Source organism: Bradyrhizobium sp. 23AC, assembly GCF_054863025.1.
Genome location: NZ_JAVAYN010000002.1, coordinates 421,909 through 447,929 on the forward strand (window position 1 = coordinate 421,909; position 26,021 = coordinate 447,929).

Genomic DNA, 26,021 nt, shown 5'->3' on the forward strand with positions numbered 1-26,021 from the left:
AGCGTTGGTTAACAACGCTTATCAACTTCTCGCTAAGAGAGGGTGAACGGGATACCGGCGGAGCGCTGTGGTTGTGGGGGAGCGGGGTGCCGGCCAAGAGCACAGCTGTCGTCCCCGCGTGCGCGGGGACGACACTGAACATGAGGCGCCAGCGTTCGCAAAATCCCGAGTGCCTAATACCCCCTGGCCCGGTCCACCACGTTCTCCAGCGCGCCGCCGGCCTCGAACCGTGCGATCTGCTCGGCGACATAGGCCGAGATCGCGTCCGCGTCGGTGTCGGCTGCGTTGTGCGGCGTCAGCACCATCTTGGGATGGGTCCAGAACCGGCTGTCCGCAGGCTGCGGCTCCTGCACGAAGACATCGAGCGAGGCGGCGCCCAGCGTGCCGTCATCAAGGCAGGCGAGGATGTCGGCCTCGTTCTGCAAGCCCCCGCGGCCGGCATTGATCAGCACCGGCGCGCCGAGCGGGCTGTTGCGGTTGAGCTTGGTGAAGACGTCGCGGTTGAGGATGCCGTGCGTGTCGGGCGTCAGCGGCAGCAGGCAGACCAGGATGTCGGTCTTGCGCAGGAAGGCATCCATGCCGGCGGTGCCATGGAAGCATTCGACGCCGTCGATCGTGCGCGGGCTGCGGCTCCAGCCGGCGACGCGGAAGCCGAGCCGGCGCAGCACGTCGGCCGCGTCCGCTCCTAACGTGCCAAGCCCCATGACCCCAACCGTGACCGCGCTCGCAGGCCATTGATATTTCGGCTCCCAACGTTTTGCCCGCTGCGAGTCCCGCAAATAGAGCTCCTGGCGGTGATGCATCAGCACGTGCAGCACGACATATTCAGTCATGCGGCCGGTCAGGTCGGGTACGGCGACCCGGACCAGCGGCACATCGGGCAGGCTCTTGTCCGCCATCAGCGCATCGACGCCGGCGCCGAGATTGAAGATCGCCCGCAGATTGGGAAAGGCGCCGAGATCGCCGGGCACCGGCTTCCACACCGTGGCATAGTGCACCTCGGCGGGATCGAGCGTGGAATCCGGCAGCAGCACCACACGGCGGCCGCCGCAGACAGCATCAAACCGGGCCTTCCAGCGCTCCGGCAACCAGTTCTGCTGCGTGCTGTTGATCAGGACGGCCAGTGTGCCCTTGGTCATTCGAAGTGCCTCGTCGGGTTCCGCTTACGAACGCCCTCCTTGGCACGATCTGCCGGATTTTTCTCGCAAATTTTTTGCGCAGTCCTGTCGGGGCGGGGCATATTGGCGCGTCTTTAGAACAGACGAGGAAAGTGTCGCCTATGCTTTATGCCATCCTTTGCTATCACGATGAGGACTTCGTCGGCTCCTGGAGCAAGGAGCAGGACGAGGCCGTGATGAAGAAGCTCGCCGTGGTGCAGGAGAAGCTCACCCAGCAGGGCCGGCTCGGGCCGGTCGCGCGGCTGCTGCCGACCACGGCAGCTGCGACCTTGCGCAAGGAAGATCCGCCGCTGGTGCTGGACGGCCCCTATGCCGAGACCAAGGAGCAGCTGCTCGGCTTCTACATCGTCGATTGCAAGAATCTCGATGAGGCGCTCGACGTCGCCCGCGACCTTGGCGCTGCCAATCCCGGCGGCGCCTATGAGGTGCGTCCCGTCGGCGTGTTCCGGCCCGGAGGAAACCTAACGTGAGCGAGACCGACACCGGCTGGATCGAGACCGCGCTGACCTCGGCGCGACCCCAGGCGGTCGGCGCGTTGCTGCGTTATTTCCGCGATCTCGACACCGCCGAGGAGGCGTTCCAGAACGCCTCCCTGCGCGCGCTCAAGTCCTGGCCGCAGAACGGGCCGCCGCGCGATCCTGCGGCCTGGCTGATCATGGTCGGCCGCAATGCCGCCATCGACGAGGTGCGCCGGACCCGCAAGCAGCAGCCGCTGCCGGAGGACGATCAGGCGATCTCCGATCTCGACGACGCCGAAGGCGCGCTGGCCGAGCGGCTGGACGGCTCGCACTACCGCGACGACATCCTGCGGTTGATGTTCATCTGCTGCCATCCGCAATTGCCGGCGACGCAGCAGATCGCGCTGGCGCTGCGCATCGTCTCGGGCCTCACCGTGAAGCAGATCGCGCGCGCCTTCCTGGTTTCGGACGCGGCGATGGAGCAGCGCATCACCCGTGCCAAGGCGAAGGTCGCCGAAGCCGGGACGCCGTTCGAAGCGCCCGGCGCAATCGAGCGCTCCGAGCGGCTCGCCGGTGTCGCGGCGATGATCTATTTGATCTTCAACGAGGGCTATTCGGCGAGCGGCGACACCGCGGAGATCCGCAAGCCACTCTGCGAGGAGGCGATCCGGCTGGGGCGCCTGCTGCTCAGGCTGTTTCCGAGCGAGCCGGAGATCATGGGGCTCACGGCGCTCATCTTGCTGCAGCATGCACGCAGTGCCGCGCGCTTTGCCGCCGACGGCTCGCTGATCCTGTTGGACGACCAGGACCGTTCGCTTTGGAACAGCACCATGATCGCGGAAGGGCTGGCGCTGATCGACAAGGCAATGCGGCATCGCCGCAGCGGGCCCTATCAGATCCAGGCCGCAATCGCCGCGCTGCATGCCCGCGCGCCGACGCCGGAGGAGACCGACTGGGCGCAGATCGACCTGCTCTATGGCGCGCTTGAAGTCGTGCAGCCGTCTCCCGTGGTGACGCTCAACCGTGCGGTCGCGGTCTCCAAGGTGCAAGGGCCGCAAGCCGCGCTCGATCTGATCGAGCCGCTTGCGCCGAAGCTTGCCAACTACTTCCATTTCTACGGCGTGCGCGGCGCCTTCCTGATGCAGCTCGGCCGCAACGACGAGGCGCGTGTCGCCTTCGACCGCGCCATCGCGCTTGCCAACACGTCCGCAGAGGCGGCCCACATCCGCATGCACATCGACCGCCTGATCCGGGACAGCCAGCCGAAGTCCGGCGCGCGGCAGGGCGCGAAAGTGAAGTGACGCCGCACGCGTCATTCCGGGATGGTCCGAAGGACCAGACCTCAGGTGCGCACTTGCGCACCGGGGAATCTCGAGATTCTCAGGTGCGCAATAGCGCACCATAGTTCACCCTTCGGGTGTGCCCCGGAATGACGGCAGAATAATTTCGTCTTCAATTGTCGGCCTCCCCCGTTCCCGTTCGTCCTAAGCCCGTATCCACGGAGCTCCTGATGCTGAAAGCCGTTGCCATTATCGCCATCCTGCTCGCCGCCGCACTTGCGGGCGTCCTCGCCTTTGCCCTGACAAAACCTGACACCTTCCGCGTCGAGCGGAGCCTCGCGGTGAAGGCGCCAGCCGGTGCGATCTATCCGCAGGTCGCCGATTTCCGCCGCTGGACCAACTGGTCGCCCTATGAGACCCGCGATCCCGCCATGAAGCGCACCTTCGGTGGATCTGAGGGAGGCAAGGGCGCGACCTATGCCTGGGACGGCAACAACAATGTCGGCGCCGGCCGCATGGAGATCCTCGAGGCGACCGGGCCGTCCAAGCTTCGCATCAAGCTCGATTTCGAGCGGCCGTTCGAAGGTCACAACACCGCCGAGTTCACCTTTGTGCCGCAAGGCGATGCCACTCTGGTCACATGGGCGATGTACGGTCCGGCTCCGTTCATGTCCAAGATCATGCAGGTGTTCATCAACATGGACAGCATGATCGGCAAGGATTTCGATGCCGGCCTCGCCAGCCTGAAGAAGCTGACGGAGAAGTAATAAGCCTCACTGCAAACGAAGAGGAGAGAAACGATGCTCAACGCTTATCTGTTCTATCAGGACACCTGCGAAGCTGCGTTCAACTTCTACGCCAAGGTCCTGGGCGGCAAGATCGACGCCATGATGCGGTCATCGGACGCGCCGCCGGACATGCCCGCCGCGCCCGGCCGCGAGAAGATGATCATGCATGCGCGGATGTCGTTGCCCGACGGCAGCATATTGATGGCCTCCGATGCGCCGGCCGAGCACTTTCACAAGCCGCAGGGCTTCTCGATCTCGCTCACTGTCAAGGACCCCGCAGATGGCGAGCGTAAGTTCAACGCGCTCGCCGAGGGCGGCAGCGTCACCATGCCGTTCAGCAAGACGTTCTGGGCCAAGGGCTTTGGCATGTGCGTCGACAAGTTCGGCATCCCCTGGATGGTGAACTGCCCGGCCGAAGGGATGTGACAGGCGCGACCGCCTGCATGATCTGTTGAGCCGCAATCCCGCAATCCCCTATCTGCACTGTCGCGGGAGAGGGACGCCTGGATTTATCGCGTCAAACCCGGATCGGTCGTGAGCTCGCTCAACGGATCGATCCGGTCGCGTCCTCGCTTTGCTGCGGCGACTGAACGCAGCGAGGGCAGATCACGAGCTTGGTGCCGAGCTGCTTGTCGTTCTCGGCTTCGATCTCGTCATGGATCGCCCACCACGCCTCCGAGTATGGCCGCAAGGTACCGAGCACTCGTTCCCGTTCCTGATTGGGATCAGCTGCCGCGGGCGCGGGGTTCGTCGCGCGCCGTTTCGCGACATGCGGGCGGTTCGAGCCTTTGTTGGGGTCCTGGCCGAGGCCATCCCATGCGATCGGGCGACGCTCCTGCGCCGGTGCGACTGCACATCCAAGCAGCGCTGTGCAGAAAGTAAGCAAGATGAAGCCGCGTCGTATCATGCCGGACCCAAAGTTCGATGCGCAGTGCGCAAGCTTCCGCACGGGAAACTTGCATCGCGTCGGTCAAATGGAACTTAAGGCAAACGATTGGCCGGCGTGGCCGAGGAATGAACGCACGATTCGCATCACTTTGCGGGAGCAGTGAGGCCGCTTCGTGAAACCATGCGGACTGCATCGCACAACAATTGACGCAATATTGGGCTGTAATCTGCACGTCAGAATCGCTATTGGTGACTCACAAAATCTAAAAAGCTGGGGTGGACGTCACTTGGAAGGGGAGCGACCGATGGCGGCGGCGCTACAGATCAATTTTGCCCTGTGGGGGATGCTTATCTGCGTCAGCATGAAGCTGGGGCCGGTGATCCAGACTCTTTACTGACGGCAGCCAAAGCGTGATGGCGTGGAGACCCCGGTGCGCACATTGGGTGCGAGCACAGGGAACCTGCCGTGTGGCCTCGGGCCGGCCAAGCCAAATGCCTTTGATGTGACGTGACGCGGTTCACAGAACTCATTCACGTCACATGCGTGGCGGCTGCCACATTCGTCAGCGACAGCGCGGATAGATCGCGGCGAGATCGCGCCCCTTGAGCAAGAGTAGCCGCGAGGTGAGGCCGCCACGGCGGCTGATCCAGTCGCGCACTGGGCCGGGATAGGCGGCAAGCACCGCGACCGATGCTTCCGGCTCGGCATAAAAGCGCCCGCGCCGGTCGACCGAACGTGCCGCATGGAAGCCGAGCACGGCGCGCTTGGTGACGCAGATGCGCTCGCCCGGCACGATGCTCAGCACCAGGGTACAAGCCGATAGGCAGGGACCATCGATCACCACGCGCTCGCCGCTCTCGCGCACCTTCTCGAACAAATCGAGGAACGGCCCGACCTGTCCGCCCGGAGACTGGATGATGCGGATTTCAGCGGACGCGGGCGCGGTGGCGAGCAGCGCGAATGCAAGCATCAGGGCGTTGAGCAAAGAGATGCGTCGCATGAAGTCTCCACCTAAATCGGTTCCGTAGGGTGGGTTACGCCCAGCGGCCCGCGCAGCGGCAGTGCTAACCCACCCTACAATTTCCGGACCTATCCGTTGCGGCGCTGGCCGCGCAGCGTGGGCAGGCCGATACCTGCCGCATCGAAGCCGCCATCAACGGCCAAAATTTGGCCGGTGATGTAGCTCGCATTTGCCGAGCACAGGAAGTAGATCGCTTCCGCAAGCTCCTCCTCCAGGCCGTAGCGGTTGAGCGGAATGGCGTCGTGATAGTCGGCGCGGATCTCCTTGGTGTGCACCTGCTTCGCCATCGCGGTGTCGACCGGTCCCGGCGCGACCGCGTTGACGCGGATGTTGAGGGAGGCGAGTTCGACAGCGAGCTGCTTGGTCAGGTGCGCGAGCCCGGCCTTGCTGGTGCCGTAGGCCGAGCGCAGCGTCGAGGCGCGCACCGCCGAGATCGAGGTGATGTTGACGATGGCGCCGCCATGGCCCTCGCGCATCAAGGGAACCGCGGCCTTGGTGCAGAGGAACGGGCCGGTGAGATTGACCTCGAGCACGCGGCGCCATTCGGTCTCGGACGTCTCCATCAGCGGTGCGAACACCGCGATGCCGGCATTGTTGACCAGTGCATCCAGCCGGCCGAACCGGCGCTCGACCGCCTCCATTGCATCGCTCACCGCGGCGGCGTCCGAAACGTCGCAGGTCAGCGCCAGCGTCGCCTCGTCCTGACCGATCTCCGTGACGGCGCGGCCGAGCAACTCGCCCTCGATATCGAGCAGCGCCACGCGCCAACCCTCGGCCAGGAACTTCTTCGCGGTCGCAAGCCCGATGCCGCGGGCGGCTCCGGTGACGAGGGCGATTTTTTGCGGGGCTTGCGGCATGGGAGATTTGTCCTCGAGTAGCATATGGGCGCGGGAGTGCCGGCTCCTTTTACTGCGCTTTTGTGCTGACGAGGAAGGGGCAGGCGAGGGCTGCGTACAGCTGGCAAAATGCCAAATCCGTCACCCGAGGCGGCCGCTTCTTCGCGGCCCTCGAAGGATGACGAACATGGAGGGGAAGTCGTCCTTACGCCAGCTCCGCCGAGGCACGCTGCATGTTGGCCGACATGTCCGCGGTCACGATGCTCTGCTCCTCGACCGCGGCTGCGGTGGAGGCGATGAACTCGTTGACGCCTGCGATCGCGGCCTTGATCGCGGTCAGGGAGCTCGCGACGTCGCCGGAGATGGTGTTCAGCGCGTCGATTTCGGACGTGATCGTGTCGGTCGCCTGCTTGGCCTGGCTCGCGAGGTTCTTCACCTCGGAGGCGACCACCGCAAAGCCGCGTCCCGCTTCGCCGGCGCGGGCCGATTCAATCGTGGCGTTGAGCGCGAGCAGATTGATCTGGCTGGTGATGCCCGAGATCATCTCGACGATGCCGCTCATGGCCTGTGCGGCGGCCGTCAGCTTCTGGGCCTGGAGGTCGGCGGACTCGACCCTTGTGGTCGCGACCTTGGACGTCTCGCGCGACTTCGTCATGGTCTCGGAGATTTCGCGGATCGATGCGCTCATCTGCTCGCTGCCGGCGGCGACCGCCTCGATCATCCCGCGCGCGTTGTCGGCCTTCTTGCGGCCGATCGCCTGCGCGGTGATGTCGGTAGCGTATTTCACCACCTTGTACGGCTTGCCGTTGAGATCGAAGATCGGGTTGTAGGACGCCTGGATCCAGATCTCGCGGCCCCCCTTGGCGATGCGCTTGTATTCGGCGGCCTGGTATTCGCCGCGATTGAGCGCTTCCCAGAACTGGCGGTAGGCGGCCGAATTCTTCTCGTTCGGCTCGACGAACATGGAATGGTGCTGGCCCTTGATCTCGGCCAGCGAATAACCCATCGCCTTCAGGAAATTCTCGTTGGCGGTGCGGATCGTGCCGTCCATGTTGAACTCGATCACCGCCTGCGACTTCTGGATCGCGGCGAGCTGGCCGTCATTGTCGGCCGCCTTCATCTTCTGCGCGGTGACGTCGGTGGCGAACTTCACCACCTTGAGCGGCCTGCCCATCTCGTCGAGGATCGGGTTGTAGGTCGCGAGGATCCAGATTTCCTTAGCCCCCTTGCCGAGCCGCTTGTATTCGGCCGCCTCGAACTGGCCGCGGTTCAGCCGCGCCCAGAAATCGGAATAGGCCGAGCTCGCGCGATCCTCCGGTGTCACGAACATGCTGTGGTGCTTGCCCTTGATCTCGTCGAGCGAGTAGCCCATCGCCTTGAGGAAGTTCTCATTGGCGGTGACGATAGTGCCGTCCATGTTGAACTCGATCACGGCCTGCGCACGGCTGATCGCGGCGAGCTTACCGGCCTCCTCCATGGCCCTCATCTTGTAGGCCGTGATGTCGGTGGCGAACTTGATGAAGCTGACCACCTTGCCGCTCTCGTCGCGCAGCGGCGCGTAGGAGGCGTGGACCCAGACCTCCTTGCCGTTCTTGCCGTAGCGCCGGTATTGCGTGGTCTGGAACTCACCGCGGTTCAGGCTGGCCCAAAAATCGCGGTAGCGAGCGCTCTCGCGCTCGGCCGGGCTGACGAAGATGCTGTGATGCTTTCCCTTGATCTCGGCAAGCGTGTAGCCGCTCATCTTGAGAAGGTTTTCGTTGGCGTCGAGGATGGTGCCGTCGAGATCGAATTCAATCACGGCCTGCGAGCGATCGAGCGCCTCGACCTCCGCGATGGCGTGCCTGACCTTCTTGCCCTGGAAATTGAACACGTGAGCCCCGCAATATTCCGGTGATAATCGGGAGCATGATCGTAGTGCTCCGCTGAGACCAAAAGTTGCATGCTCTTCTTGAGCATCTGTAAACCTTGGCGAAAAACCGCGACGGGTCCGCGTTCTCACTTGCTTGGATCATCTATTTCAACTTGCGAGCGTTCTCGCTTCATGTGCACGGAGCAGTTCATAGACGGGCGGTATTTTTACGGAACTGCGCAGGCATCATTTTCGCGGCGTGTTGCCGCAGGCCGGGTCTGTTCGTTGTCGGCTTGGACAATCGCGAACCGTCTTTCATCGGGATGCCACTACGGAGACGATCGATGCCTGACGACAATGAGCGCATGATTCGGAGCCTGTTCGCCGCCTACCTCGCCAACGACCGGCAACAAGTGAGCGATGCGCTCGCCGACGATTTCCGTTTCACCAGCCCGTTCGACGACGAACTCGACAAGCCGACCTATTTCGAACGCTGCTGGAGGGATACCGGCTGGATCGCGCGTCACGAGATCGAGCGTATCTTCGTCCGTGGCGACGAGGCCTTCGTCACCTATCGCTGCCAGGCAACGGACGGCAGGAGCTTCCGTAACACCGAGTTCTTCACCCTGGCCGGGGGCAAGGTTCGCCGGATCGAGGTCTATTTCGGAGCAGCCCGCCAGGACGGTCGTTTCCTGCCCCAGCCGCGCTAGGGCCGGGCCCCTCCAGATTATTTCCGCGGGCGTGTCGGTTCCGTGAGAGTTCGTTCGTCTTGAAGGCGAGCGGGCCTGCGCCTCACGGCGCATCCCGGAACCACCGCAGAAGGCAGGATACGACCCATGCGATTCATGATGTTGATGATCCCGCTCGGCTACGAGGCCGCGCCGCCGGACGTCCAGCTCGATCCCGAGCGCGTCGCGGCGATGATGCGCTACAACGAGGCGCTGAAGGACGCGGGCGTGCTGATCACGCTCGATGGCCTGCATCCGCCGTCGATGGGCGCGCGGGTTTCGTTTGCGACCGGCGAGCCTGTCGTGACCGACGGCCCATTCACCGAAGCCAAGGAAGTCCTTGGCGGCTATTGGATGATCGAGGTCGCCTCGCGCGCCGAGGCGATTGCCTGGGCGAAGAAGTGTCCGGCTTCGGCCAATGAGATCATCGAGATCCGGCAAGTCCAGGAGATGAGCGACTTTCCGCCCGACGTGCAGGAGGCCGCGGCCGGTTTCGGCGACCTGAAGAGGTAGCCACAGCGATCGCGATGAAATCGCGTCTGTCGTCAGTCAATCAGCAAGGAGAGAACCGATGAGCACCGAACATAAATTCCTCGCCGTCTATCTCGGCAGCATGAGCGGCGAAAAGATGAAGGCCTGGCATGCGATGCCCGAGGCGGAACGGAAGGCAAAAGAGCGCGAGGGCATGGCCGCCTGGCACGGCTGGGTCGAGAAGCACAAGGACGTCATCGTCGAGATGGGCGGCCCGCTCGGCAAGACCCGCCGGATCGACGGACGCGGCATTGCCGAGATCAGCAATGCGCTGACCGGCTTCACGGTGGTGCGGGCCGCCTCGCAGGAGGAAGCTGCAAAATTGTTCGAGAACCATCCGCATTTTGCGATCTTCCCGGGCGAGGCGATCGAGGTCATGCCCGTGCTGCCGATTCCGCAGATGTAGCTGCGGACGAGGCGAATTCCGGGTGCGATGCCGTCGCTTCGGCCCGGCATCGCCCGTGAAAGTACGGGGTTAATCACGCCCGATTCCTGCTAGTGACCTTCACCGCCGGCTCATGTAAAGATCGTTCACATGAGCTGGCGCAAGGAGCAGCGCCGCGCCGAGCGCGGCTATCACCACGGAAATCTGAAGGAAGCCCTGTTGCAGGCCGCTCTCGGGCTGATCGCCGAGAAGGGCGCGGCCGGCTTCACCTTCGCCGATGCCGCACGCATGGCCGGCGTCAGCGCAGCGGCGCCTTATCGGCATTTCCGGGACCGTGACGAGCTGTTGTCCTCGATTGCCCAGCGCGGCTTCGAGCAGTTCGAGCAGCGCCTGACCGCGGCCTGGGACGACGGGCGTCCCGACACGGTCACCGCGTTCGAGCGCGTCGGCAAAGCCTATCTCGCCTTCGCCCGTGAGGAGCCCGCGTTCTACAACGCGATGTTCGAATCGGGCGTGCCAGTCGACGCCAATCCCGCACTTCAGGCCGCCAGCGAACGCGCCTTCAACATCATTCGCGCTGCAGCCGAGCGGCTCGCGGCGCTGACGCCGCCGGGTACGCCGCGGCCGCCGGCGATGATGATGGCGCTGCACATCTGGTCGATGGCGCACGGCGTGGCCTCGCTCTTCTCCCGTGGCGACGCCGCGCGACGAAAACTGCCGATGTCGCCGGACGAACTGCTCGAGGCCGAGGTGCTGATCTATCTGCGCGGCCTCGGCTTCCCGACCGACCGCCGTCCTGCAGGCAAGGGCGCCGAGCCGCCGCCGGTGCCCCCGGAGGCGCCCTCCGGTTCAGGCGTGCCGCCCGGCGGCACACCTGGTGGTCCTTGGGGCAAGCCGAAATAAAATTGCGCAAAATAATCACGCGGGCGTGTCTGGCGGCCAGCTTGACAAAATCGCGGGATGGTCTAGCTATGTAAATGTTATTTACATTCACAACGGCGCTGGTGCCGTGATGGAGATGGGAAATGGCCTACACCGCTGACGTTAATCGCTGGCGCGGCCCTTCGGACCAATACCAACAGTACGAACGTCCCCGCATGCTCGATACGCCCTGGCATCCCGGCTGGATCGCCGTGACCATCCTCGGCTTCATCATCTGGTGGCCGATCGGACTTGCCCTTCTCTTTTTCACACTCGGGAGCAGAAGAATGTCGTGCTGGAGCCACCAAGATCGCTGGCAGAACAAGATGGAAAAGATGCAGTACAAGATGGACCGCATGCGCGGCCGCATGGAGCGCCGCGGCTTCGGCTTTGGCTTCGGCCCCCCGTCCTCCGGCAACCGCGCCTTCGACGAGTACCGCACCGAGACGCTGCAGCGGCTCGAGGAGGAGCAGGTCGAGTTCAAGAACTTCCTCGACCGTCTGCGTCACGCCAAGGACAAGGAAGAGTTCGACCAGTTCATGGCGCAGCACAAGACGCGTCCGACCCCGCCGCCGACCGACCAGCAGCAGGGCTGACCTTCAAGGCTGACACCTCTCAAAGCCTTCAGGCGCATGCCCCCAAAGTCCTGATGGCCCCGAGCCGCCCGTCTGCGCAACCCGCAGGCGGGCGGTTTGGTTTTTGGGATCTGCTTCGATCTCTCGCGTGCGCGAGAGCAGGCATCGGCCGGCTTCGACGCCATCGTTGTTCGCATTGCTCGTCGTGCCGCGCCTAGCCCTGTCGCGAGATGCGGGTTGCAATTGATGGCAGTAGCAACTGACAGTCACTAAACCGGACGTTGCTGCAAAATGCCGCCGGGTTGCGGCGATGCGGCCTGTCCCGAAATCGAATCTCCTCTTGCAACCAAAGGGTGCTATGCATAATCTAAGTACGTTTTCAATCGATGATATTTGGCTGAATATTAGGGAGTATTTTCGTGCGGATCGTAACGATCGTTCGGAAGGTAGCCCCTCGCTGCTATCCCAATTACCTCAAGGCTTTTGAAGACGGCGACGAAATCTTCGACCGCTTCAAGATCAACACTCCGCTTCGCATCGCGCACTTCCTCGCTCAGGCGTTATATGAGACCGGCCGCGGTACGGTTCTGTTCGAGAGCCTCAAATACAAAACCACGGCGCGACTTCTCGAGATTTTCGGCATCGGCCATCATAGCGCGGCCATCCGGCCCGAAGAGGTCGATCAATATCTCAACAATGATCGTGCCTTGGCCGAGCGCGTCTATGGACTGGGTAATCCGAAGAAGGCGAAGGAGCTCGGCAATACCAAGCAAGGAGACGGATACAAATATCGCGGCGGCGGCCTGTTGCAGACGACGGGCGGCGCCAACTACCTGCGCATGGGCAAACTCGCAGGCGTGGACTTCTACAATAACCCGGATCTGATTGTCTCACCCGAAGCGGCTTTGCTTCCCGCCCTGCACGAATGGAATGAGGGAGGCCTGAACGCGTACGCGGATCGGAACGATATCCGCACAATCACGCGGCTCATCAACGGTGGCTACAACGGCCTGAGCGGTCGCACGGAGCTCTTCGAGGTCGTGTGGAGCGCAATAGGCAAGAGCGGCGCGAACCAGGTGGCCTGGAAAGCCGCAACCACGTCGGATGAAACGCGCGAGCTTCAGGAAGCCCTGAACGATCTCGGGGCTGAGCCGGCGCTTGTCGTGGATGGACGATATGGTCCCGCCACCGCGCAGGCGGTCGAGTGGTTTCAAAACCGCGCCAAAATCCCGGTCGATGGAAATGCAGGCGTGGTGACGCAGGCGGCGTTGAATCTCCGCCTGAATTCCCGGACGGCTTCAGAGCGCCCCTAAGAGCGTGCCGCCTTTGACGCGCGAAGGTCGCCGGAGCTTCGCAAATAGATGTCTCGATTATTGAGGGTCGAATTTTAGCAAGTCTTATTACGCAGAAGGAATTGAGCATGACCGACGGCGAAAAGATGCTGAAGCTGGCCGAGTCCCGCATCGGCGAGAAATACGTCAATGTCTGCGTTCCCAAGAACAACAAGAACTGGCACGGTCCATGGGACTGCGCGGAGTTCATGTCCTGGTTGGTGTATCAGGTCGGTGGATTCCTGTACGGATGCGTCGACAATAACGGCAATCCGGCAACGGTTGAGGCCTATACCGGCGCCTGGAAGAGCGATTCACAAAAACTTGGAAAGCGCGTGCCGTGGCGGCAGGCAGCCTCAACGGTGGGAGGCATTCTTCTCCGCTATCCGCCCGGACCGGGCATGATGGGGCACATCGTCGTTTGTGACGGCGAGGGCGGCACCGTGGAGGCGATGGGCACCGCCTATGGCGTTCGTCGCGGCAAGGTGTCGGGCCGGAATTGGGATACCGGCGTCTTGCTGCCGAACTTTACGTATGGGGCGGCGGGTGGAGCACTCGACCTGGCTGAGCCGAGCCTGCTGTATGCGCTTGGGCAGCCGAACATGAAGGCGTCCGTCATTCGGGACATTCAACGCGCTTTGAAAGAGCTGGGATTCAATCCGGGGCCGATCGACGGTGAATACAATGACCTGACGGTGGCGGCGGTCGCAGCGTTTCAGGCGACCAAAGGACTCATTGTCGACGGACAGGTAGGACCGCAGACGGCAAAACGGTTGAAGATCGAACTCTAGGGATCGGCGCGATTCTTTCACCTGCCGCGCGCGCGACGGAGGCAGCCCGGCGCCATGACTCGCGCCGGGCTGCATCGCATGACCGCCAGCTTCAGCGCGCGGTGGCGAGCTGCGCGTGAACCGAAGCCAGGAAGTGTTCGTAGGCGTGATCCACGATCTCGTTGAGCGATCGCGTTCGCGCGAACATCGCCTTGGCCTCGGCGAGAAACTCCTCGCGGGTCGGTATCTTCGGCAGATGCAGGTGGGTCAGCGCGTCGACGCCGTCATGCGCGCGGTTGAGGATGTCGTGCAGCGTCGGCAGCTGCAGCTGGGTCGGGTCGGCGCGGTGCAGCGCCGAAGAGATCGCATGTGCAAGCTTCGGCGCGTCGAACCGCCCGGCAAGCTCGCGGGCGGCCCGATTGATGACGCGGGCGCCCAGCGGCTGCTCGTTGCGCAGCACCTGTTCAGGCGGCGCCTTCATGTTCCAGACGATTCCGAACCAGGACAACACCTTCAGCACGTAATAGGTGACGTCGATCTCCCACCAGCGAAAACCCTGCCGCACGCTGCTCTGATAGGCGTGGTGATTGTTGTGCCAGCCCTCGCCCATAGTGAGCAGCGCCAGCAGCCAGTTGTTGCGGGAATCATCGCCCGTCACGTAGCGCTTGCGTCCGTGCACATGGGCCAGCGAGTTGATGCAGAAGGTCGCGTGATAGACCAGCACCGTGCTCCACAGGAAGCCGACGATCAGACCCGACCAGCCCGCCGCCAGGAAGCAGAGCGCTGCAAGCACGAAGGCCGGCAGCAGCTCCAGCCGATGCAGCCACATCAGCTCGGGAAAGACCGTGAGATCGCCGACTTTCACGAGATCAGTCCCATCGTGCTCCCGGTAAAAGATCCAGCCGAGATGGCTGTACAGGAAACCGCGCTGACGCGGCGAATGCACATCCAGTTCGGTGTCGGAATGCAGATGATGATGCCGATGCTTGGCCGCCCACCACAACACGCTCTTCTGCGCGGTGCTTTGCGCAAGGCAGGCCAGGATGAACTGAAACACGCGGCCGGTGGCGAAAGCCCGATGCGAGAAGTAGCGGTGATAGCCCGCCCCGATCGCAAACATCCGCACGACATACAGCGCCCCACAGATCGCGACGGCCTGCCACGTGACGCCTGACCAGATCGCCGCAAAGCAGCCGAGATGGACCAGCACGAACGGTATTGCGGAGGGGTACATGACGTCGTCGTGGTGGTCGTCGGCGGGCGCGTTGGGCGTCATATGTCAGCGTAACCTCGGTTGAGGGGATCAGGAATTCGCGTCGGCGGCTGCCGGGTACGAAAAACCCGCGGATGATGGACCACCGCGGGCTTCGGCCGAAAACCGACTGACTATATGGGCGCGGATGGCTGGCATGCAAGCTCGTAGCCTCACGGGGAGCTGCGGCATGGTGCTCAGGTAGTCACGGCGGCCACCGCGTGGCGCGCGGGTTGTCCGCGGCCTATATTCGACACGTGAAGGAAGCACCAAAGCACCGGAGGCGGCCTTGATGGCAGCTGCGACCGCAACGAATGATCGCCTCTGGCAGAATATACGCGCGGAGGCGGAGCGCGCCTGCGCATCCGATCCCGTCTTCGGCCAGTCGCTTGCCGATGCAGTGCTGGCGCATGATAGTTTCGCCGCGGCTCTGGCCGATCTGATCGGGCGCAGGCTTGGTGGCAACGCCGCCGGGCAGGCACGCTTCACGGCCTTTTCTATCGACGCCTTTCGTGGCGCGCCGGAATTGATCGAAGCGGCCGGCCGCGATCTGCAGGTGATCGTGCATAGCGATCCCGCCATTGCCGGCCCGCTGGCGCCGCTGCTGCATTTCAAGGGCTATGTCGCGCTGCAAGCCTGGCGCGTCTCGAACTGGCTCTGGCGTCATGACCATCGCGATGCGGCGCTGCTGTTTCAGAACGAGGCGTCAAACCTCTTGCAGGTCAGCATTCACCCGGCAGCCAGCATCGGCTCGTCCGTGTATCTCGACCACGCCACCGGCATCGTGATCGGCGCCAATGTGGTGATCGGCGACGACGTCACCATCCTCCAGAATGTCAGCATCGGCCGCAGCAGCGAGCTGCCGACACGCTCGCCGCGTATCGGCCGCGGCGTCTTCATCGGCGCCGGCGCGACCATCCTCGGCGACATCGAGATCGGCGATTTCGCCAAGATCGGCGCCGGGACGGTCGTGATCAGTGACGTGCCCGCCGGCTGCACGGCAATCGGCAATCCCGCGCGTCTGACCAACTGCCCCGAACCCGCTTCCGCGGCCTGAGGCGCCGTCACGTCATGAGATGCGGCGGGGGCGCGACCTGATCAGCAGCGAAGGCATGGTCGCCGAGATCTGCTCCCGGCGACATCCCGTTGCCTCAGGCGGCGCGACGATGGCTCTCGCCGCCATGCTGGGGCGTGACCGGTTCCGCGCTGGTCTGGCCCGGCGCATCCAGCACCGCGACGTGATGACGATAGACCATCTCCCAGCCCTTCCATCCCGTGAACAGGAGGATGCCGACCACGATCAGGGAGAGCACCACGCCCCACGGCTTGATCGCAGCCTCGGCGCCTTGCGCGTAGCGCAGGTAGAAATTGATCAAGGCCAGCACGACCGCCGCGAGATTGCCGACCATGTGGTACCAGGCATCGTTGAGGCGGCGGATGCGGGGCTCGCTGAAGAAGTCCGTAAAGCCGGCCACGGCCGCGACGAGCGCCATGACGATGCCAGCCCCGATCAGCCACATCGCGGCTCTGGCCCAGAAATTGTCGCCGGTTCCGATGAAGGCCAGATCGGCGATGGGCGCGCCGACCAGACATGCGACCGGGAACGGGATGAGCATGGGGTGGAGCGGGTGATCGCCGATGGCGGCGGTCGTCTTGGGGTTGATGGACATGGCAACACCTCGCGGAAAGTGATTTTTGGGACAATTTTTCGGGCGAGGGGTGGTTCCTCGGGACCAGGTGTCCGGGACACAAGCCGATCCAACTGCCTGCGTCGCCTACCTTTCCCGCAGCCAAATTCGCCTGCGGTAACCTCGCATTAACCAACGCCGGGCTCTGGTAAGGGCGGACAGTCGCGCCCAAAGCCCGAAGTCGGGGCCCGTCAAGGCCCGGGGCCAAAGGCCCATAGTTTTGACATCTTGGCAGGGAAAGCAGACGGCCGGCTTTGGACGAGCCCCTGCACCCAGAAAGACAAGGCTTTGAGCGGGCTTGCCGGCCGCGCCGGTTCTAGCGCGGCCATTGGGGGAACCGGCAGCCATTTGCTGGCCGGCACATCGGGTAACGATCGCCTTGAGAGGATACTGCTTATGAATCCGGCCGACGTGGCTCAGTCAGCCCTTCCGGTTGCCGCTTCCGCGGACGTGTCGCTGATCGCGCTGTTCTGGCAGGCTCACTGGATCGTGAAAGCGGTGATGCTGGGACTTCTGTCCTGCTCGGTTTGGGTCTGGGCGATCGCCATCGACAAGATTTTCCTGTTTGCCCGTACCCGCCGCTCGATGGACCGTTTCGAGCAGGCGTTCTGGTCCGGCGAATCGATCGAGGAGCTCTATCGCACCCTCTCGGCCAAGCCGACGCATTCGATGGCGGCCTGTTTCGTGGCGGCGATGCGCGAGTGGAAGCGCTCGTTCGAGAACCAGGCCCGCTCGGTCGCCGGCCTTCAGATGCGCATCGACAAGGTCATGAACGTCTCGATCGCCCGCGAGGTCGAGCGGCTGGAACGCCGCCTGCTGGTGCTTGCGACCGTCGGCTCCGCCGGCCCCTTCGTCGGCCTGTTCGGCACCGTCTGGGGCATCATGTCGAGCTTCCAGTCGATCGCGGCGTCGAAAAATACCTCTCTGGCGGTGGTGGCGCCGGGCATCGCGGAGGCGCTGTTTGCGACCGCGGTCGGCCTTATCGCCGCCATTCCTGCCACTATTTTCTACAATAAGTTCACTTCCGAGGTGAACCGGCAGGCCCAGCGGCTCGAAGGCTTCGCTGATGAATTTTCCGCCATCCTGTCGCGTCAGATCGACGAGCGGGGCTGACGGGCGGCATGTATAGTGTGAAGGGCAATTTGGGCACGCGATCATGGCGATGAACGTTGCGAGTTCGTCCGGAGGCGGCGGGCGCCGTGGCCGGCGCAAGCCCGTCGTGGCCGAGATCAATGTCACGCCGATGGTCGACGTGATGCTGGTGCTGCTCATCATTTTCATGGTGTCGGCGCCGATGCTGACTGTCGGCGTGCCGCTCGACCTGCCGCAGACCCAGGCCAAGAGCCTCGAAAACAACGACCAGAAGCCGATCCAGATGTCGATCGACATCAAGGGCAAGGTGTTCATCAACGACGCCGAGATCGCGATCAACGAGCTGGTGCCCAAGCTGAAGGCGATCACCGACGCGCGCGGCGGGCTCGAGGAACGCATCTATCTGCGCGCCGACAAGAAGGCGGATTACGGCACGGTGGCCAGGGTGATGGGCCAGTTGTCCGGCGCCGGGTTCAAGAAGCTCGCCCTCGTCACGGAAGCGGATCAGGGGTAGGCCGTGAAGGTGAAGGTCGACAAGACACTCGTTGCGTCGATTGCCCTGCATGTCCTCGTGCTGGGATGGGGGCTGGTCACCTTTAGCAGCAAGGCCTACGTCGCGCCGGAAGAGTCACTCCCGATCGACATCATCTCGACCGATCAGCTCGCGAAGATGATGGCCGGGCAGAAGACCGGCAAGAAGGAAGAGCCCAAGCCCAAGGTCGAGAAGATCGCCGAGCCCAAGCCGGAGGAAGACGCCGTCGGCAAGGTCACCGAGAAGAAAGAGCTGATCAAGACCAATTCGCAGCCGGAGCCGCCGCCGAAGCCGGTCGAGAAGCCGGTGGAGAAGAAGCCCGAGCCGCCGAAGCCTGTCGCCGAGGCGAAGCCGAAGGAAGAGCCGAAGCCGCAGGAAAAGAAGCCTGATCCGGCCAAGGAAGATCCGATCGCCGAGTTGCAGAAGAAGCTGGAGACCAAGAAGCCGCCGCCCAAGCCCGTGGAGCAAAAGGTTGCGGCGGTGCAGCCGCAGCAACAGCCCAAGCCCAAGGAGCGCAGCTTCGATCCCGCGCAGATCCAGCGCGACCTCGACAAGCGTGCCGCGACCCGGCACGAGCTCACGGGAACGGCGCTGAACGCGTCGGCCTCGCTGGGATCGGCGACCGGCACTGCCGCCAACAACATTGCGACCTGGCGCGGTGCGTTCCAGGCCGCGGTCAAGCGCTGCTTCACGCCGACCTATAACGGGCAGGACGCCGACCAGTACGAAGCCGACATCGACATTCCCATGAAGATCGACGGATCGCTGGCGTCCGAACCCATCGTGGTCGCGGTGAGGGGGCCGTCGCGGTCGATCGCCCAGGCGGTGGCGGAGAGCGCCAGGCGCGCCATCGTGCAGTGTCAGGTCTACGCGTTCATGCCGAAGCAGCAGTACGAGAGCTGGAAGCTCATTCCGATGACTTTCGGCCTGAAAGATATGTTGTGACATCCGAACAAAAGAATTTTGCAATGAATGACGTCCGATCGATGAACCGCCGCCGCTTCATGACCCTGACCGGATCGACGCTCGCGATGCTCGGGGGCGGACAAGCCTTCGCGCAGGCCCAGCCGCGAATTCGTATCGACCCGACTGAGTTTCAGCCTATCCCGATCGCGATCACCGGCTTTGTGCCGGGCTCGCCGTCCGACGGCGACGTCGGCAACGGCGTCACGCAAGTCATCACCAACAATCTGAAACGCTCGGGCCTGTTCGCGCCGATCGATCAGGCCGCCTTCATCGAGCGCATCAGCAACATCGACGTCGCTCCGCAGTTCCAGAACTGGAAGACCATTAACGCGCAGGCCCTCGTCACCGGCCGCATGACGCGGCAGTCAGACGGACGGCTCAAGGCCGAATTCCGGTTGTGGGACGTGGTCTCCGGCCAGCAGCTCGCCGGCCAGCAATATTTCACCTCGCCGGAATATTGGCGCCGCATCGCCCACATCATCTCCGACCAGATCTACGAGCGGATGACCGGCGAGAAGGGCTATTTCGACAGCCGCGTGGTGTTCGTGGACGAAAGCGGCCCGAAGGAGCGCCGCGTCAAGCGGCTCGCGATGATGGATCAGGACGGCGCCAATGTGCGCTACCTGACCCGCGGCTCCGATCTCGTGCTGACGCCGCGCTTCTCGCCGAACTCGCAAGAGATCACCTATATGGAGTTCGGCCAGGGCGATCCGAAGGTCTATCTGTTCAACATCGAGACCGGCCAGCGCGAGATCGTCGGCAACTTCCCGGGAATGACCTTTGCGCCGCGCTTCTCGCCGGACGGCCAGCGCGTCATCATGAGCCTGCAGCAGGGCGGAAATTCCAACCTGTTCGTGATGGATCTGCGCTCGCGCTCGACCACGCGCCTTACCGACACCCCGGCGATCGACACGTCTCCGTCTTACTCGCCGGACGGCACCCGCATCTGCTTCGAGTCCGATCGCGGCGGCAGGTCGCAGATCTATGTGATGGCCGCGGGCGGCGGACAGGCGCAGCGGATCTCCTTCTCCAAGGACGATACCAACGCCAGCTATTCGACCCCGGTGTGGTCGCCGAAGGGCGATTACATCGCCTTCACCAGGCAGGGCGGTGGGCAGTTCTCGATCGGCGTCATGAAGCCGGACGGCTCCGGCGAGCGGCTATTGACCTCCGGCTTCCACAATGAAGGCCCGACCTTCTCGCCGAACGGCCGCGTGCTGATGTTCTTCCGCGATCCCGGCGGCAATGGCGGGCCGTCGCTGTACAGCGTCGACATCTCGGGCCGCAACGAGCTCAAGGTGCCGACGCCCGGCTTCGCCTCAGACCCGGCATGGTCGCCGCTGCTATCCTCGACGGCGGGTTGACAAGAGAGCGCTAAAACATCGCGCGTTCAGACGCGCGATGTTGTCGAAAAACGCGCCGATTTTTTCGACTTTTCTGCGCAAAGCAAGCCTTCCTTCACCTTGTGCCCGGCAAGGCTTGCCTAGTTGCTTGATATTTAAGCGGAAATTGGTTCGCTGATACCGAAAAACAACTCGACTTTAACGATGTTCCCTCAGAAAGACTTCATCTGGGCTGGGTAAGACTACGCGCCAAACAGGACGCGTAACAAGCCAATGCAACTGGCCGACCAGAAGCAGAGTGATCGAGACGAGCTGGAGCCGATACTCTACGCCGCTCTCATCAACTCCATGGTGCAGAATTTCTGGGCGATCTTCTTCGGCTCGGCCTCCGCGGCCGTGGCCGCGGTGATGACTGCGTTGAAGACGGGCGATGTCTGGCTGTGGCCGCTCGCCTTTCTGCTGATCGCTATCGGCACCGCGCGCGCGTTCCAGATGCGCGGATATGAAAACCGCACCCAGGTGCTGTCATTCGAAGAGGCCAAGCACCTGGAGCCGCGTTACTGGATCGGCGCGCTGAGTTATGCGGCGGTGCTCGGTGTGTGGGCCTTCGTCGTCATCTACAACAACAACGATCCGGTCGCCGACATGCTCTGTGTCGCGATCGGCATCGGCTACACTGCGGGCGGCGCCGCCCGCAATTACGGGCAGCCCCGGGTGATCCAGTGGCACGTCGCACTGGCCTGCGGTCCGATGTCGCTCGCCTTGCTGCTGCACGGCGGCTTCTACCACATCGGTCTTGCCATCCTGCTGGTGTTCTTCTTCATCGGGCTCAAGAACATCAACCTCAGTCTGCATGCGATCTTCGTCAAGGCGCTGACCTCGAGCTTCCGCGAATCCGCGCTGGCGAGCCAGTTCGACACCGCGCTCAACAACATGCCGCACGGCCTGTGCATGTTCCGCGCCGACGGCCGCCTTGCGGTGATGAACCACCGTTTCGGCGAGCTGATGGGCTTGCCCGAGGACCTCGTCAAGCGCGGCGCCACGGCCGCCGATATCGCGGCGGCCTGCGTGTCCGCCGGGTCGATCTCGACGGAGAGCGGCAACCACATCCTGGCCGAGATCGAGCATGCGCGGATCTGCGAGATCGTCACCGCCGATCCGGATTCCTCGCGCGGCCGCACCCTGGCCTGGACGTTCCAGCCGATGACCGGCGGCGGCACGGTGCTGCTGCTGGAAGACATCACCGAACGCACCAATGCGGAAGCCCGCATCAGCCATCTCGCCCGTTATGACGAGCTCACCGCGCTGCCCAACCGGGTCAGCTTTCACGACGAGATCGAGCGGCTGCTGAAGAATTCGCATCATGCCGAGCGGCTCTCCGCGCTGCTCTTCGTCGACCTCGACCAGTTCAAGCAGGTCAACGACACGCTCGGTCATCCCTGCGGTGACCAGCTGCTGTGCGCCGTCGCCAACCGTCTGCGCGAGATGCTGCGCCCCGAAGATTTCGTCGCCCGCTTCGGCGGCGACGAATTCGTCGTGTTCCAGCAGAACATCTCCTCGCCCGAGGACGCCGCCGCGCTGGCCCGCCGCATCGTCGAGCGGCTGAGCGAGCGCTACCGCATCGACAATCATTTGGTCGAGATCGGCGCCAGCGTCGGCATCGCACTGACCTCGCCGGGCGATGCCAGTGCCGATACGCTGCTCAAGAACGCCGACATGGCGCTGTACCGCGCCAAGGCCGACGGCCGCGGCACGTTCTGCTTCTTCCGCGACGAGATGGCGGCGACCGTTGAGGCCCGCCGCATCCTCGAGCTCGACCTGCGCAAGGCGCTCGCCAACGAGGAATTCGAGCTGTTCTACCAGCCGCTGGTCAATCTGAAGTCCGGCAAGATCACCACTTGCGAAGCTCTGCTGCGCTGGAATCATCCGGTGCGCGGCACGGTCTCGCCGATCGACATCATCCCGGTCGCCGAGGACATGGGCCTGATCGTCGATCTCGGCCGCTGGATCCTGCGCCGCGCCTGCATGGAATGCATGAAGTGGCCGGAGGGCGTCAGCGTCGCCGTCAACTTCTCGCCGCAGCAATTCCACCAGCGCGACGTGCTGAGCGAAATCCGCTACGCGCTGGAGGTGTCGGGCCTGCCGGCGCATCGGCTGGAGATCGAGATCACCGAGTCCTCGCTGCTGCGCAACACCCAACTGACCCACGACATCCTGTCGCAATTGCATGCGCTCGGCGTGCGCATCTCGCTCGACGATTTCGGCACCGGCTATTCCAGCCTCAGCTATCTGCACAATTTCCCGATGCAGAAGGTGAAGATCGACCGCTCCTTCCTCGAAGGCATCGACACCGACCGCCCGCTGACGCTGTTGCGCGGCGTGGCGCGGCTGTCCGCCGATCTCGGCATGGCCGTCGTGGTCGAGGGCATCGAGACCAACGAGCAGCTCGATCTGATCAGCGCCGACGGCACCGTCTCCGAGGCGCAAGGCTATCTGTTCAGCCGTCCGGTGCCCGCCGTGCGGATGCGCCAGCTGCTCAACGCCTCGCATGGACGGCGCGGTGAAGGCCAGCTCCACGTCGCCAGCTCGCGCTCCTTCGCTTAAGTCCGTTTCTCGAAACGTCCCAACATTTCAGGCTGTTGCAGGGTACCGTAGTGCTACGGAGGTTAACCCTAACCCTTCGATTGCTTTGCATACTTGTTAAGAAGGTGTTAATAAATCATGGCGCGCGCGCAAGTTGTCTTGCGGGAATTGCCTCTGATTTCGCGACGTGAGTGTGGGTAAGGAGTTGGAATGCAGTCCTCAGCCAGATCTGTCATTTCGGCTGTTGGACGGGGAGCGGAGCTTCTGACCGACGTCGATTATCATCTTGCGGAAACCGTCGCGGAGAAGGAGGAGATCTACAATCTCCGCTACCGCGCCTATCTGCGGGAGGGCGCGGTCAAGCCCTCGGCCGATGCGCGGGTGACCGACCGCTACGACGAGCTGCCGAACGCGTGGACCTTCGGCGTCTATCTTCATGGTGAGCTCTGCAGCTCGGTGCGCATCAGCGTGCTGAGTTCGGAATGGCGCGAGTCCACCTCGGCCGATGTCTTCCCCGACATCCTGCTGCCGCGGCTCGATCGCGGCGAGGTCATGATCGACCCGACCCGCTTCGTCGCCGATCCCGACCAGGTCAAGCGGGTTCCGGAATTGCCCTATCTGACGACGCGTCTCGCTTACATGGCCTGCGAGCATTTCAATGCCGATCTCGGCCTCGCCATCGTGCGTCCCGAGCATCAGGCCTTTTACCGGCGGGTGTTCCTGCACGAGACGATCGCCGAGCCCCGCCTGGTTCCCGGCCTCACCAAGCCGTTCGGACTGATGGCCGCGGACTTCCCGACCTTCCGCAAGAAGGTGTTCGAGCGTTATCCGATCATGCGGTCGACTGCCTTCGAGCGGCGGATGCTGTTCGGGCGCGGCGGCCAGCGCCAGGTGCCGCAGCGGCCGGTGCTCGTGGCGGATGCCGCGCACGCCTAAAGTCGGCGGTGGCGTTGACGCGGCTCCAGGTTTGAGTCTGGGCTCGGCCCTTTACCCGTCACGCGTCGCCACGCATCACGCCCTGGGCCCAAAATTCCGGCGAAAGCCGGCGTTTTTGCCGGCCGGCGCGACTTGCCTTCACCCTCGCGCCACATTTACAACCCATTAACCATGACGGGTGCTTTTCGCTGGTTGGGGGCATTTGATCGGCTGAGGCAAGGTTCCGTCAAGGTTGACGGAACGTTCGCTTAACCAACCCCCTGTAGACCGGACAGCAGTGGACTAACGTGAGCGTGGAGGCTCCGGAATGAAACATCCTATGCGTATCCTCCAGGGATTGAAGCTGGTCGCGGTGCTCGCCGTCGCGCTGTCGATGGGCGCCTGCGCCAACAAGAATGCTGCGACGGATGCGATGGCCAATGCGGCAACGCCTGGCAGTCAGCAGGATTTCGTCGTCAACGTGGGTGACCGCGTGTTCTTCGAAAGCGACCAGACCGATCTGACCCCGCAGGCGATCGTGACCCTGGAGAAGCAGGCGCAGTGGCTGCAGACCTATCCGCGCTACAGCTTCACCGTCGAAGGCCACGCCGACGAGCGCGGCACCCGCGAATACAACATCGCGCTCGGCGCCCGGAGAGCCCAGTCGGTGCGTTCGTTCCTGGCCTCGCGCGGCATCGATCCGAATCGCATGCGCACGATCTCCTACGGCAAGGAGCGGCCGGTCGCCGTCTGTAACGACATCTCCTGTTGGTCGCAGAACCGTCGCGCCGTCACCGTGCTGAACGCGAGCTCCTGACGCCGAGATACTGACGCTCAGTCAGGCGCCGTTCATCTTCCAGAACCGATTATGCCGGCGCCCTCTCGGGCGCCGGTTTCGTTTCAGCAAACCGTGACCTAAAACCCCTTGGTTCAAGTCACGGTTTTGGCGTACTCCCTTCCTCATTATGTGGCGCGGCGAATGGTCCGCCGTGTGCCACGTCGCTTTTGTCGTCAGGGCAAGATGTCATCGAAATTCAAGGCAATTACCGGCACCGTGGCAACCGTCGCGCTGCTCTCTTTGTGCTCGCCCGCAACTGCGCAGTCAGTCTTTGCGCAGTCGGATGATGCCGACCCCGAGATGCGGATCGAGCGGCTGGAGAACCAACTGCGCCAGCTCACTGGCCAGAACGAAGAGCTGCAATACCGCAACCGCCAGCTCGAAGAGCGGCTGCGGGCGCTCGAGGGCGGCGCCCAAGGTGCGCCCGGACAGGCGCCCAACGTCGCGGCGATGCCGCCCGCCCAGGTCGGACCAGGCCAGGTCGCGCCCGGCTATCGCCAGCAGCCTCAGCAGCAGGCCGTGCAGCCGAATTACGAGCAGCCGCAGAGCGCCGCTTCTGCGCCGATCGTTCAGGAACAGCCGGCGCCCGGCGCCCCCGGCACCCGTCGCCGCGGCGATGCCTTCGATCCGAACCAGAACCCGAACGCGCCGGGTGCGCCGCGCGCGCTTGGCGGCGGCCCGCAGCCGATGCCGTCGGGAGCACCCGGTGGCCGCGGCGCCGGCGAGCCGCTCGATCTCGCCAATACCGGCCCGCGTTATCAGCAGCAGGCCGCTCCCCCGGCCGCGCAGCCCGGCTATCCGCCGGCCGGCGGCGCCGGCCTGACCACCCTGCCGCCCTCGGCGACGCCGCGCGACGAGTTCGACCTCGGCATCGGCTACATGCAGCGCAAGGACTATGCGCTCGCCGAGCAGACCATGAAGAACTTCACGCAGAAATATCCGAGCGACCCGCTGCTCGGGGACGCGCAATACTGGCTCGGCGAAAGCTACTTCCAGCGCCAGCAATATCGGGACTCCGCGGAAGCCTTTCTCGCCGTCACCACCAAATACGAGAAATCGGCCAAGGCCCCGGATGCGCTGCTGCGGCTCGGCCAGTCGCTGGCCGCGCTGAAGGAGAAGGAGGCCGCCTGCGCCGCCTTCGGCGAGGTCGGCCGCAAATATCCGCGCGCCTCCGCCGGCGTCAAAGCCGCGGTCGACCGCGAGCAGAAACGGGTGAAGTGCTGACGTCGGGGTCCTGACAATGCGGATGGTGCTGCGCTAGACATCGTAACC

General features: G+C 63.7%; 27 protein-coding genes. 20 read left to right on the forward strand and 7 right to left on the reverse strand.

What is annotated here, in order from left to right; genetic code table 11:
• Positions 1 to 173: 173 nt before the first annotated feature.
• The gene (locus RAD10_RS07175; RefSeq protein WP_461616876.1) at positions 174 to 1,139 is read right to left on the reverse strand and encodes a 2-hydroxyacid dehydrogenase; all 966 of its coding nucleotides are present in this window, start codon (positions 1,137 to 1,139) and stop codon (positions 174 to 176) included.
• Between the two features lie 140 nt (positions 1,140 to 1,279).
• Between RAD10_RS07175 and RAD10_RS07180 the strand changes: the two genes are divergently transcribed.
• The 4 genes from RAD10_RS07180 to RAD10_RS07195 all read left to right on the forward strand — a co-directional run bounded on the left by RAD10_RS07180 (position 1,280) and on the right by RAD10_RS07195 (position 4,130).
• Entirely contained in the window at positions 1,280 to 1,648 is a 369-nt protein-coding gene (locus tag RAD10_RS07180) for a YciI family protein (RefSeq protein ID WP_028140339.1), read from the forward strand.
• Positions 1,645 to 2,937 (forward strand): RNA polymerase sigma factor, encoded by a 1,293-nt coding sequence (locus tag RAD10_RS07185; RefSeq protein ID WP_461616877.1) that lies wholly within the window; start codon positions 1,645 to 1,647, stop codon positions 2,935 to 2,937. The genes RAD10_RS07180 and RAD10_RS07185 overlap by 4 nt, the downstream gene beginning before the upstream one ends.
• Positions 2,938 to 3,146: 209 nt before the next feature.
• Positions 3,147 to 3,683, forward strand: coding sequence for an SRPBCC family protein (locus RAD10_RS07190; RefSeq protein WP_461616878.1), 537 nt, complete (start codon positions 3,147 to 3,149; stop codon positions 3,681 to 3,683).
• Positions 3,684 to 3,716: 33 nt separating this feature from the next.
• Positions 3,717 to 4,130 (forward strand): VOC family protein, encoded by a 414-nt coding sequence (locus RAD10_RS07195; protein WP_461616879.1) that lies wholly within the window; start codon positions 3,717 to 3,719, stop codon positions 4,128 to 4,130.
• A gap of 118 nt (positions 4,131 to 4,248) precedes the next feature.
• On the opposite strand, the gene RAD10_RS07200 is transcribed toward RAD10_RS07195, so the two are convergent.
• The 4 genes from RAD10_RS07200 to RAD10_RS07215 all read right to left on the reverse strand — a co-directional run bounded on the left by RAD10_RS07200 (position 4,249) and on the right by RAD10_RS07215 (position 8,320).
• Positions 4,249 to 4,611: a hypothetical protein gene (locus RAD10_RS07200; protein ID WP_461616880.1), complete on the reverse strand. Its 363-nt coding sequence runs from the start codon at positions 4,609 to 4,611 to the stop codon at positions 4,249 to 4,251.
• A 544-nt stretch (positions 4,612 to 5,155) separates the two neighbouring features.
• Positions 5,156 to 5,593: a hypothetical protein gene (locus RAD10_RS07205; protein ID WP_018317756.1), complete on the reverse strand. Its 438-nt coding sequence runs from the start codon at positions 5,591 to 5,593 to the stop codon at positions 5,156 to 5,158.
• 89 nt (positions 5,594 to 5,682) lie between these two features.
• Complete coding sequence (locus tag RAD10_RS07210; protein WP_461616881.1) at positions 5,683 to 6,471, reverse strand: SDR family NAD(P)-dependent oxidoreductase; 789 nt, start codon at positions 6,469 to 6,471, stop codon at positions 5,683 to 5,685.
• A gap of 184 nt (positions 6,472 to 6,655) precedes the next feature.
• Positions 6,656 to 8,320 (reverse strand): methyl-accepting chemotaxis protein, encoded by a 1,665-nt coding sequence (locus RAD10_RS07215; protein WP_461616882.1) that lies wholly within the window; start codon positions 8,318 to 8,320, stop codon positions 6,656 to 6,658.
• Between the two features lie 323 nt (positions 8,321 to 8,643).
• Between RAD10_RS07215 and RAD10_RS07220 the strand changes: the two genes are divergently transcribed.
• The 7 genes from RAD10_RS07220 (at position 8,644) to RAD10_RS07250 (ending at position 13,561) form a co-directional block, all read left to right on the forward strand.
• Positions 8,644 to 9,009: a nuclear transport factor 2 family protein gene (locus RAD10_RS07220; protein WP_461616883.1), complete on the forward strand. Its 366-nt coding sequence runs from the start codon at positions 8,644 to 8,646 to the stop codon at positions 9,007 to 9,009.
• A 126-nt stretch (positions 9,010 to 9,135) separates the two neighbouring features.
• Entirely contained in the window at positions 9,136 to 9,540 is a 405-nt protein-coding gene (locus tag RAD10_RS07225) for a YciI family protein (protein WP_091956420.1), read from the forward strand.
• Between the two features lie 58 nt (positions 9,541 to 9,598).
• Positions 9,599 to 9,964 carry a YciI family protein gene (locus RAD10_RS07230; RefSeq protein WP_091956421.1) on the forward strand — a complete coding sequence of 122 codons (366 nt, stop codon included), beginning with the start codon at positions 9,599 to 9,601 and terminating at the stop codon, positions 9,962 to 9,964.
• Between the two features lie 129 nt (positions 9,965 to 10,093).
• Positions 10,094 to 10,846: a TetR/AcrR family transcriptional regulator gene (locus tag RAD10_RS07235; protein WP_461616884.1), complete on the forward strand. Its 753-nt coding sequence runs from the start codon at positions 10,094 to 10,096 to the stop codon at positions 10,844 to 10,846.
• 122 nt (positions 10,847 to 10,968) lie between these two features.
• Complete coding sequence (locus tag RAD10_RS07240) at positions 10,969 to 11,460, forward strand: DUF2852 domain-containing protein (protein ID WP_018317763.1); 492 nt, start codon at positions 10,969 to 10,971, stop codon at positions 11,458 to 11,460.
• Positions 11,461 to 11,858: 398 nt separating this feature from the next.
• The gene (locus RAD10_RS07245) at positions 11,859 to 12,752 is read left to right on the forward strand and encodes a peptidoglycan-binding protein (protein WP_461616885.1); all 894 of its coding nucleotides are present in this window, start codon (positions 11,859 to 11,861) and stop codon (positions 12,750 to 12,752) included.
• Positions 12,753 to 12,859: 107 nt separating this feature from the next.
• Positions 12,860 to 13,561: a peptidoglycan-binding domain-containing protein gene (locus RAD10_RS07250; protein ID WP_461616886.1), complete on the forward strand. Its 702-nt coding sequence runs from the start codon at positions 12,860 to 12,862 to the stop codon at positions 13,559 to 13,561.
• Positions 13,562 to 13,652: 91 nt separating this feature from the next.
• Here the strand turns inward: RAD10_RS07250 and RAD10_RS07255 are convergent, their stop codons facing one another.
• A complete protein-coding gene (locus RAD10_RS07255) occupies positions 13,653 to 14,816 on the reverse strand; it encodes an acyl-CoA desaturase (RefSeq protein WP_461616887.1) in 1,164 nt (387 codons plus the stop codon).
• 268 nt (positions 14,817 to 15,084) lie between these two features.
• On the opposite strand from RAD10_RS07255, the gene RAD10_RS07260 reads away from it, so the two are divergent.
• Positions 15,085 to 15,849 (forward strand): serine O-acetyltransferase, encoded by a 765-nt coding sequence (locus tag RAD10_RS07260; protein ID WP_461616888.1) that lies wholly within the window; start codon positions 15,085 to 15,087, stop codon positions 15,847 to 15,849.
• A 94-nt stretch (positions 15,850 to 15,943) separates the two neighbouring features.
• Here RAD10_RS07260 and RAD10_RS07265 read toward each other — a convergent pair whose 3' ends face one another.
• A complete protein-coding gene (locus RAD10_RS07265) occupies positions 15,944 to 16,462 on the reverse strand; it encodes a DUF2231 domain-containing protein (protein WP_461616889.1) in 519 nt (172 codons plus the stop codon).
• A gap of 414 nt (positions 16,463 to 16,876) precedes the next feature.
• On the opposite strand from RAD10_RS07265, the gene tolQ reads away from it, so the two are divergent.
• From tolQ to ybgF, 8 genes are all read left to right on the forward strand, one after another.
• Positions 16,877 to 17,593, forward strand: a complete 717-nt coding sequence (gene tolQ, locus RAD10_RS07270) for a protein TolQ (protein WP_018317771.1) — start codon at positions 16,877 to 16,879, stop codon at positions 17,591 to 17,593.
• Positions 17,594 to 17,636: 43 nt separating this feature from the next.
• Positions 17,637 to 18,086: a protein TolR gene (tolR, locus tag RAD10_RS07275; RefSeq protein ID WP_018317772.1), complete on the forward strand. Its 450-nt coding sequence runs from the start codon at positions 17,637 to 17,639 to the stop codon at positions 18,084 to 18,086.
• Between the two features lie 3 nt (positions 18,087 to 18,089).
• The gene (locus RAD10_RS07280) at positions 18,090 to 19,049 is read left to right on the forward strand and encodes a hypothetical protein (RefSeq protein WP_028140321.1); all 960 of its coding nucleotides are present in this window, start codon (positions 18,090 to 18,092) and stop codon (positions 19,047 to 19,049) included.
• 41 nt (positions 19,050 to 19,090) lie between these two features.
• Complete coding sequence (tolB, locus tag RAD10_RS07285; protein WP_461617066.1) at positions 19,091 to 20,434, forward strand: Tol-Pal system beta propeller repeat protein TolB; 1,344 nt, start codon at positions 19,091 to 19,093, stop codon at positions 20,432 to 20,434.
• 252 nt (positions 20,435 to 20,686) lie between these two features.
• Complete coding sequence (locus RAD10_RS07290; RefSeq protein WP_461616890.1) at positions 20,687 to 23,017, forward strand: putative bifunctional diguanylate cyclase/phosphodiesterase; 2,331 nt, start codon at positions 20,687 to 20,689, stop codon at positions 23,015 to 23,017.
• A gap of 189 nt (positions 23,018 to 23,206) precedes the next feature.
• Positions 23,207 to 23,932, forward strand: a complete 726-nt coding sequence (locus RAD10_RS07295; RefSeq protein ID WP_461616891.1) for an N-acyl amino acid synthase FeeM domain-containing protein — start codon at positions 23,207 to 23,209, stop codon at positions 23,930 to 23,932.
• A gap of 307 nt (positions 23,933 to 24,239) precedes the next feature.
• Positions 24,240 to 24,728 carry a peptidoglycan-associated lipoprotein Pal gene (gene pal, locus RAD10_RS07300; RefSeq protein WP_018317777.1) on the forward strand — a complete coding sequence of 163 codons (489 nt, stop codon included), beginning with the start codon at positions 24,240 to 24,242 and terminating at the stop codon, positions 24,726 to 24,728.
• 204 nt (positions 24,729 to 24,932) lie between these two features.
• Entirely contained in the window at positions 24,933 to 25,973 is a 1,041-nt protein-coding gene (ybgF, locus tag RAD10_RS07305; protein WP_461616892.1) for a tol-pal system protein YbgF, read from the forward strand.
• The last annotated feature ends 48 nt before the right edge of the window (positions 25,974 to 26,021 follow it).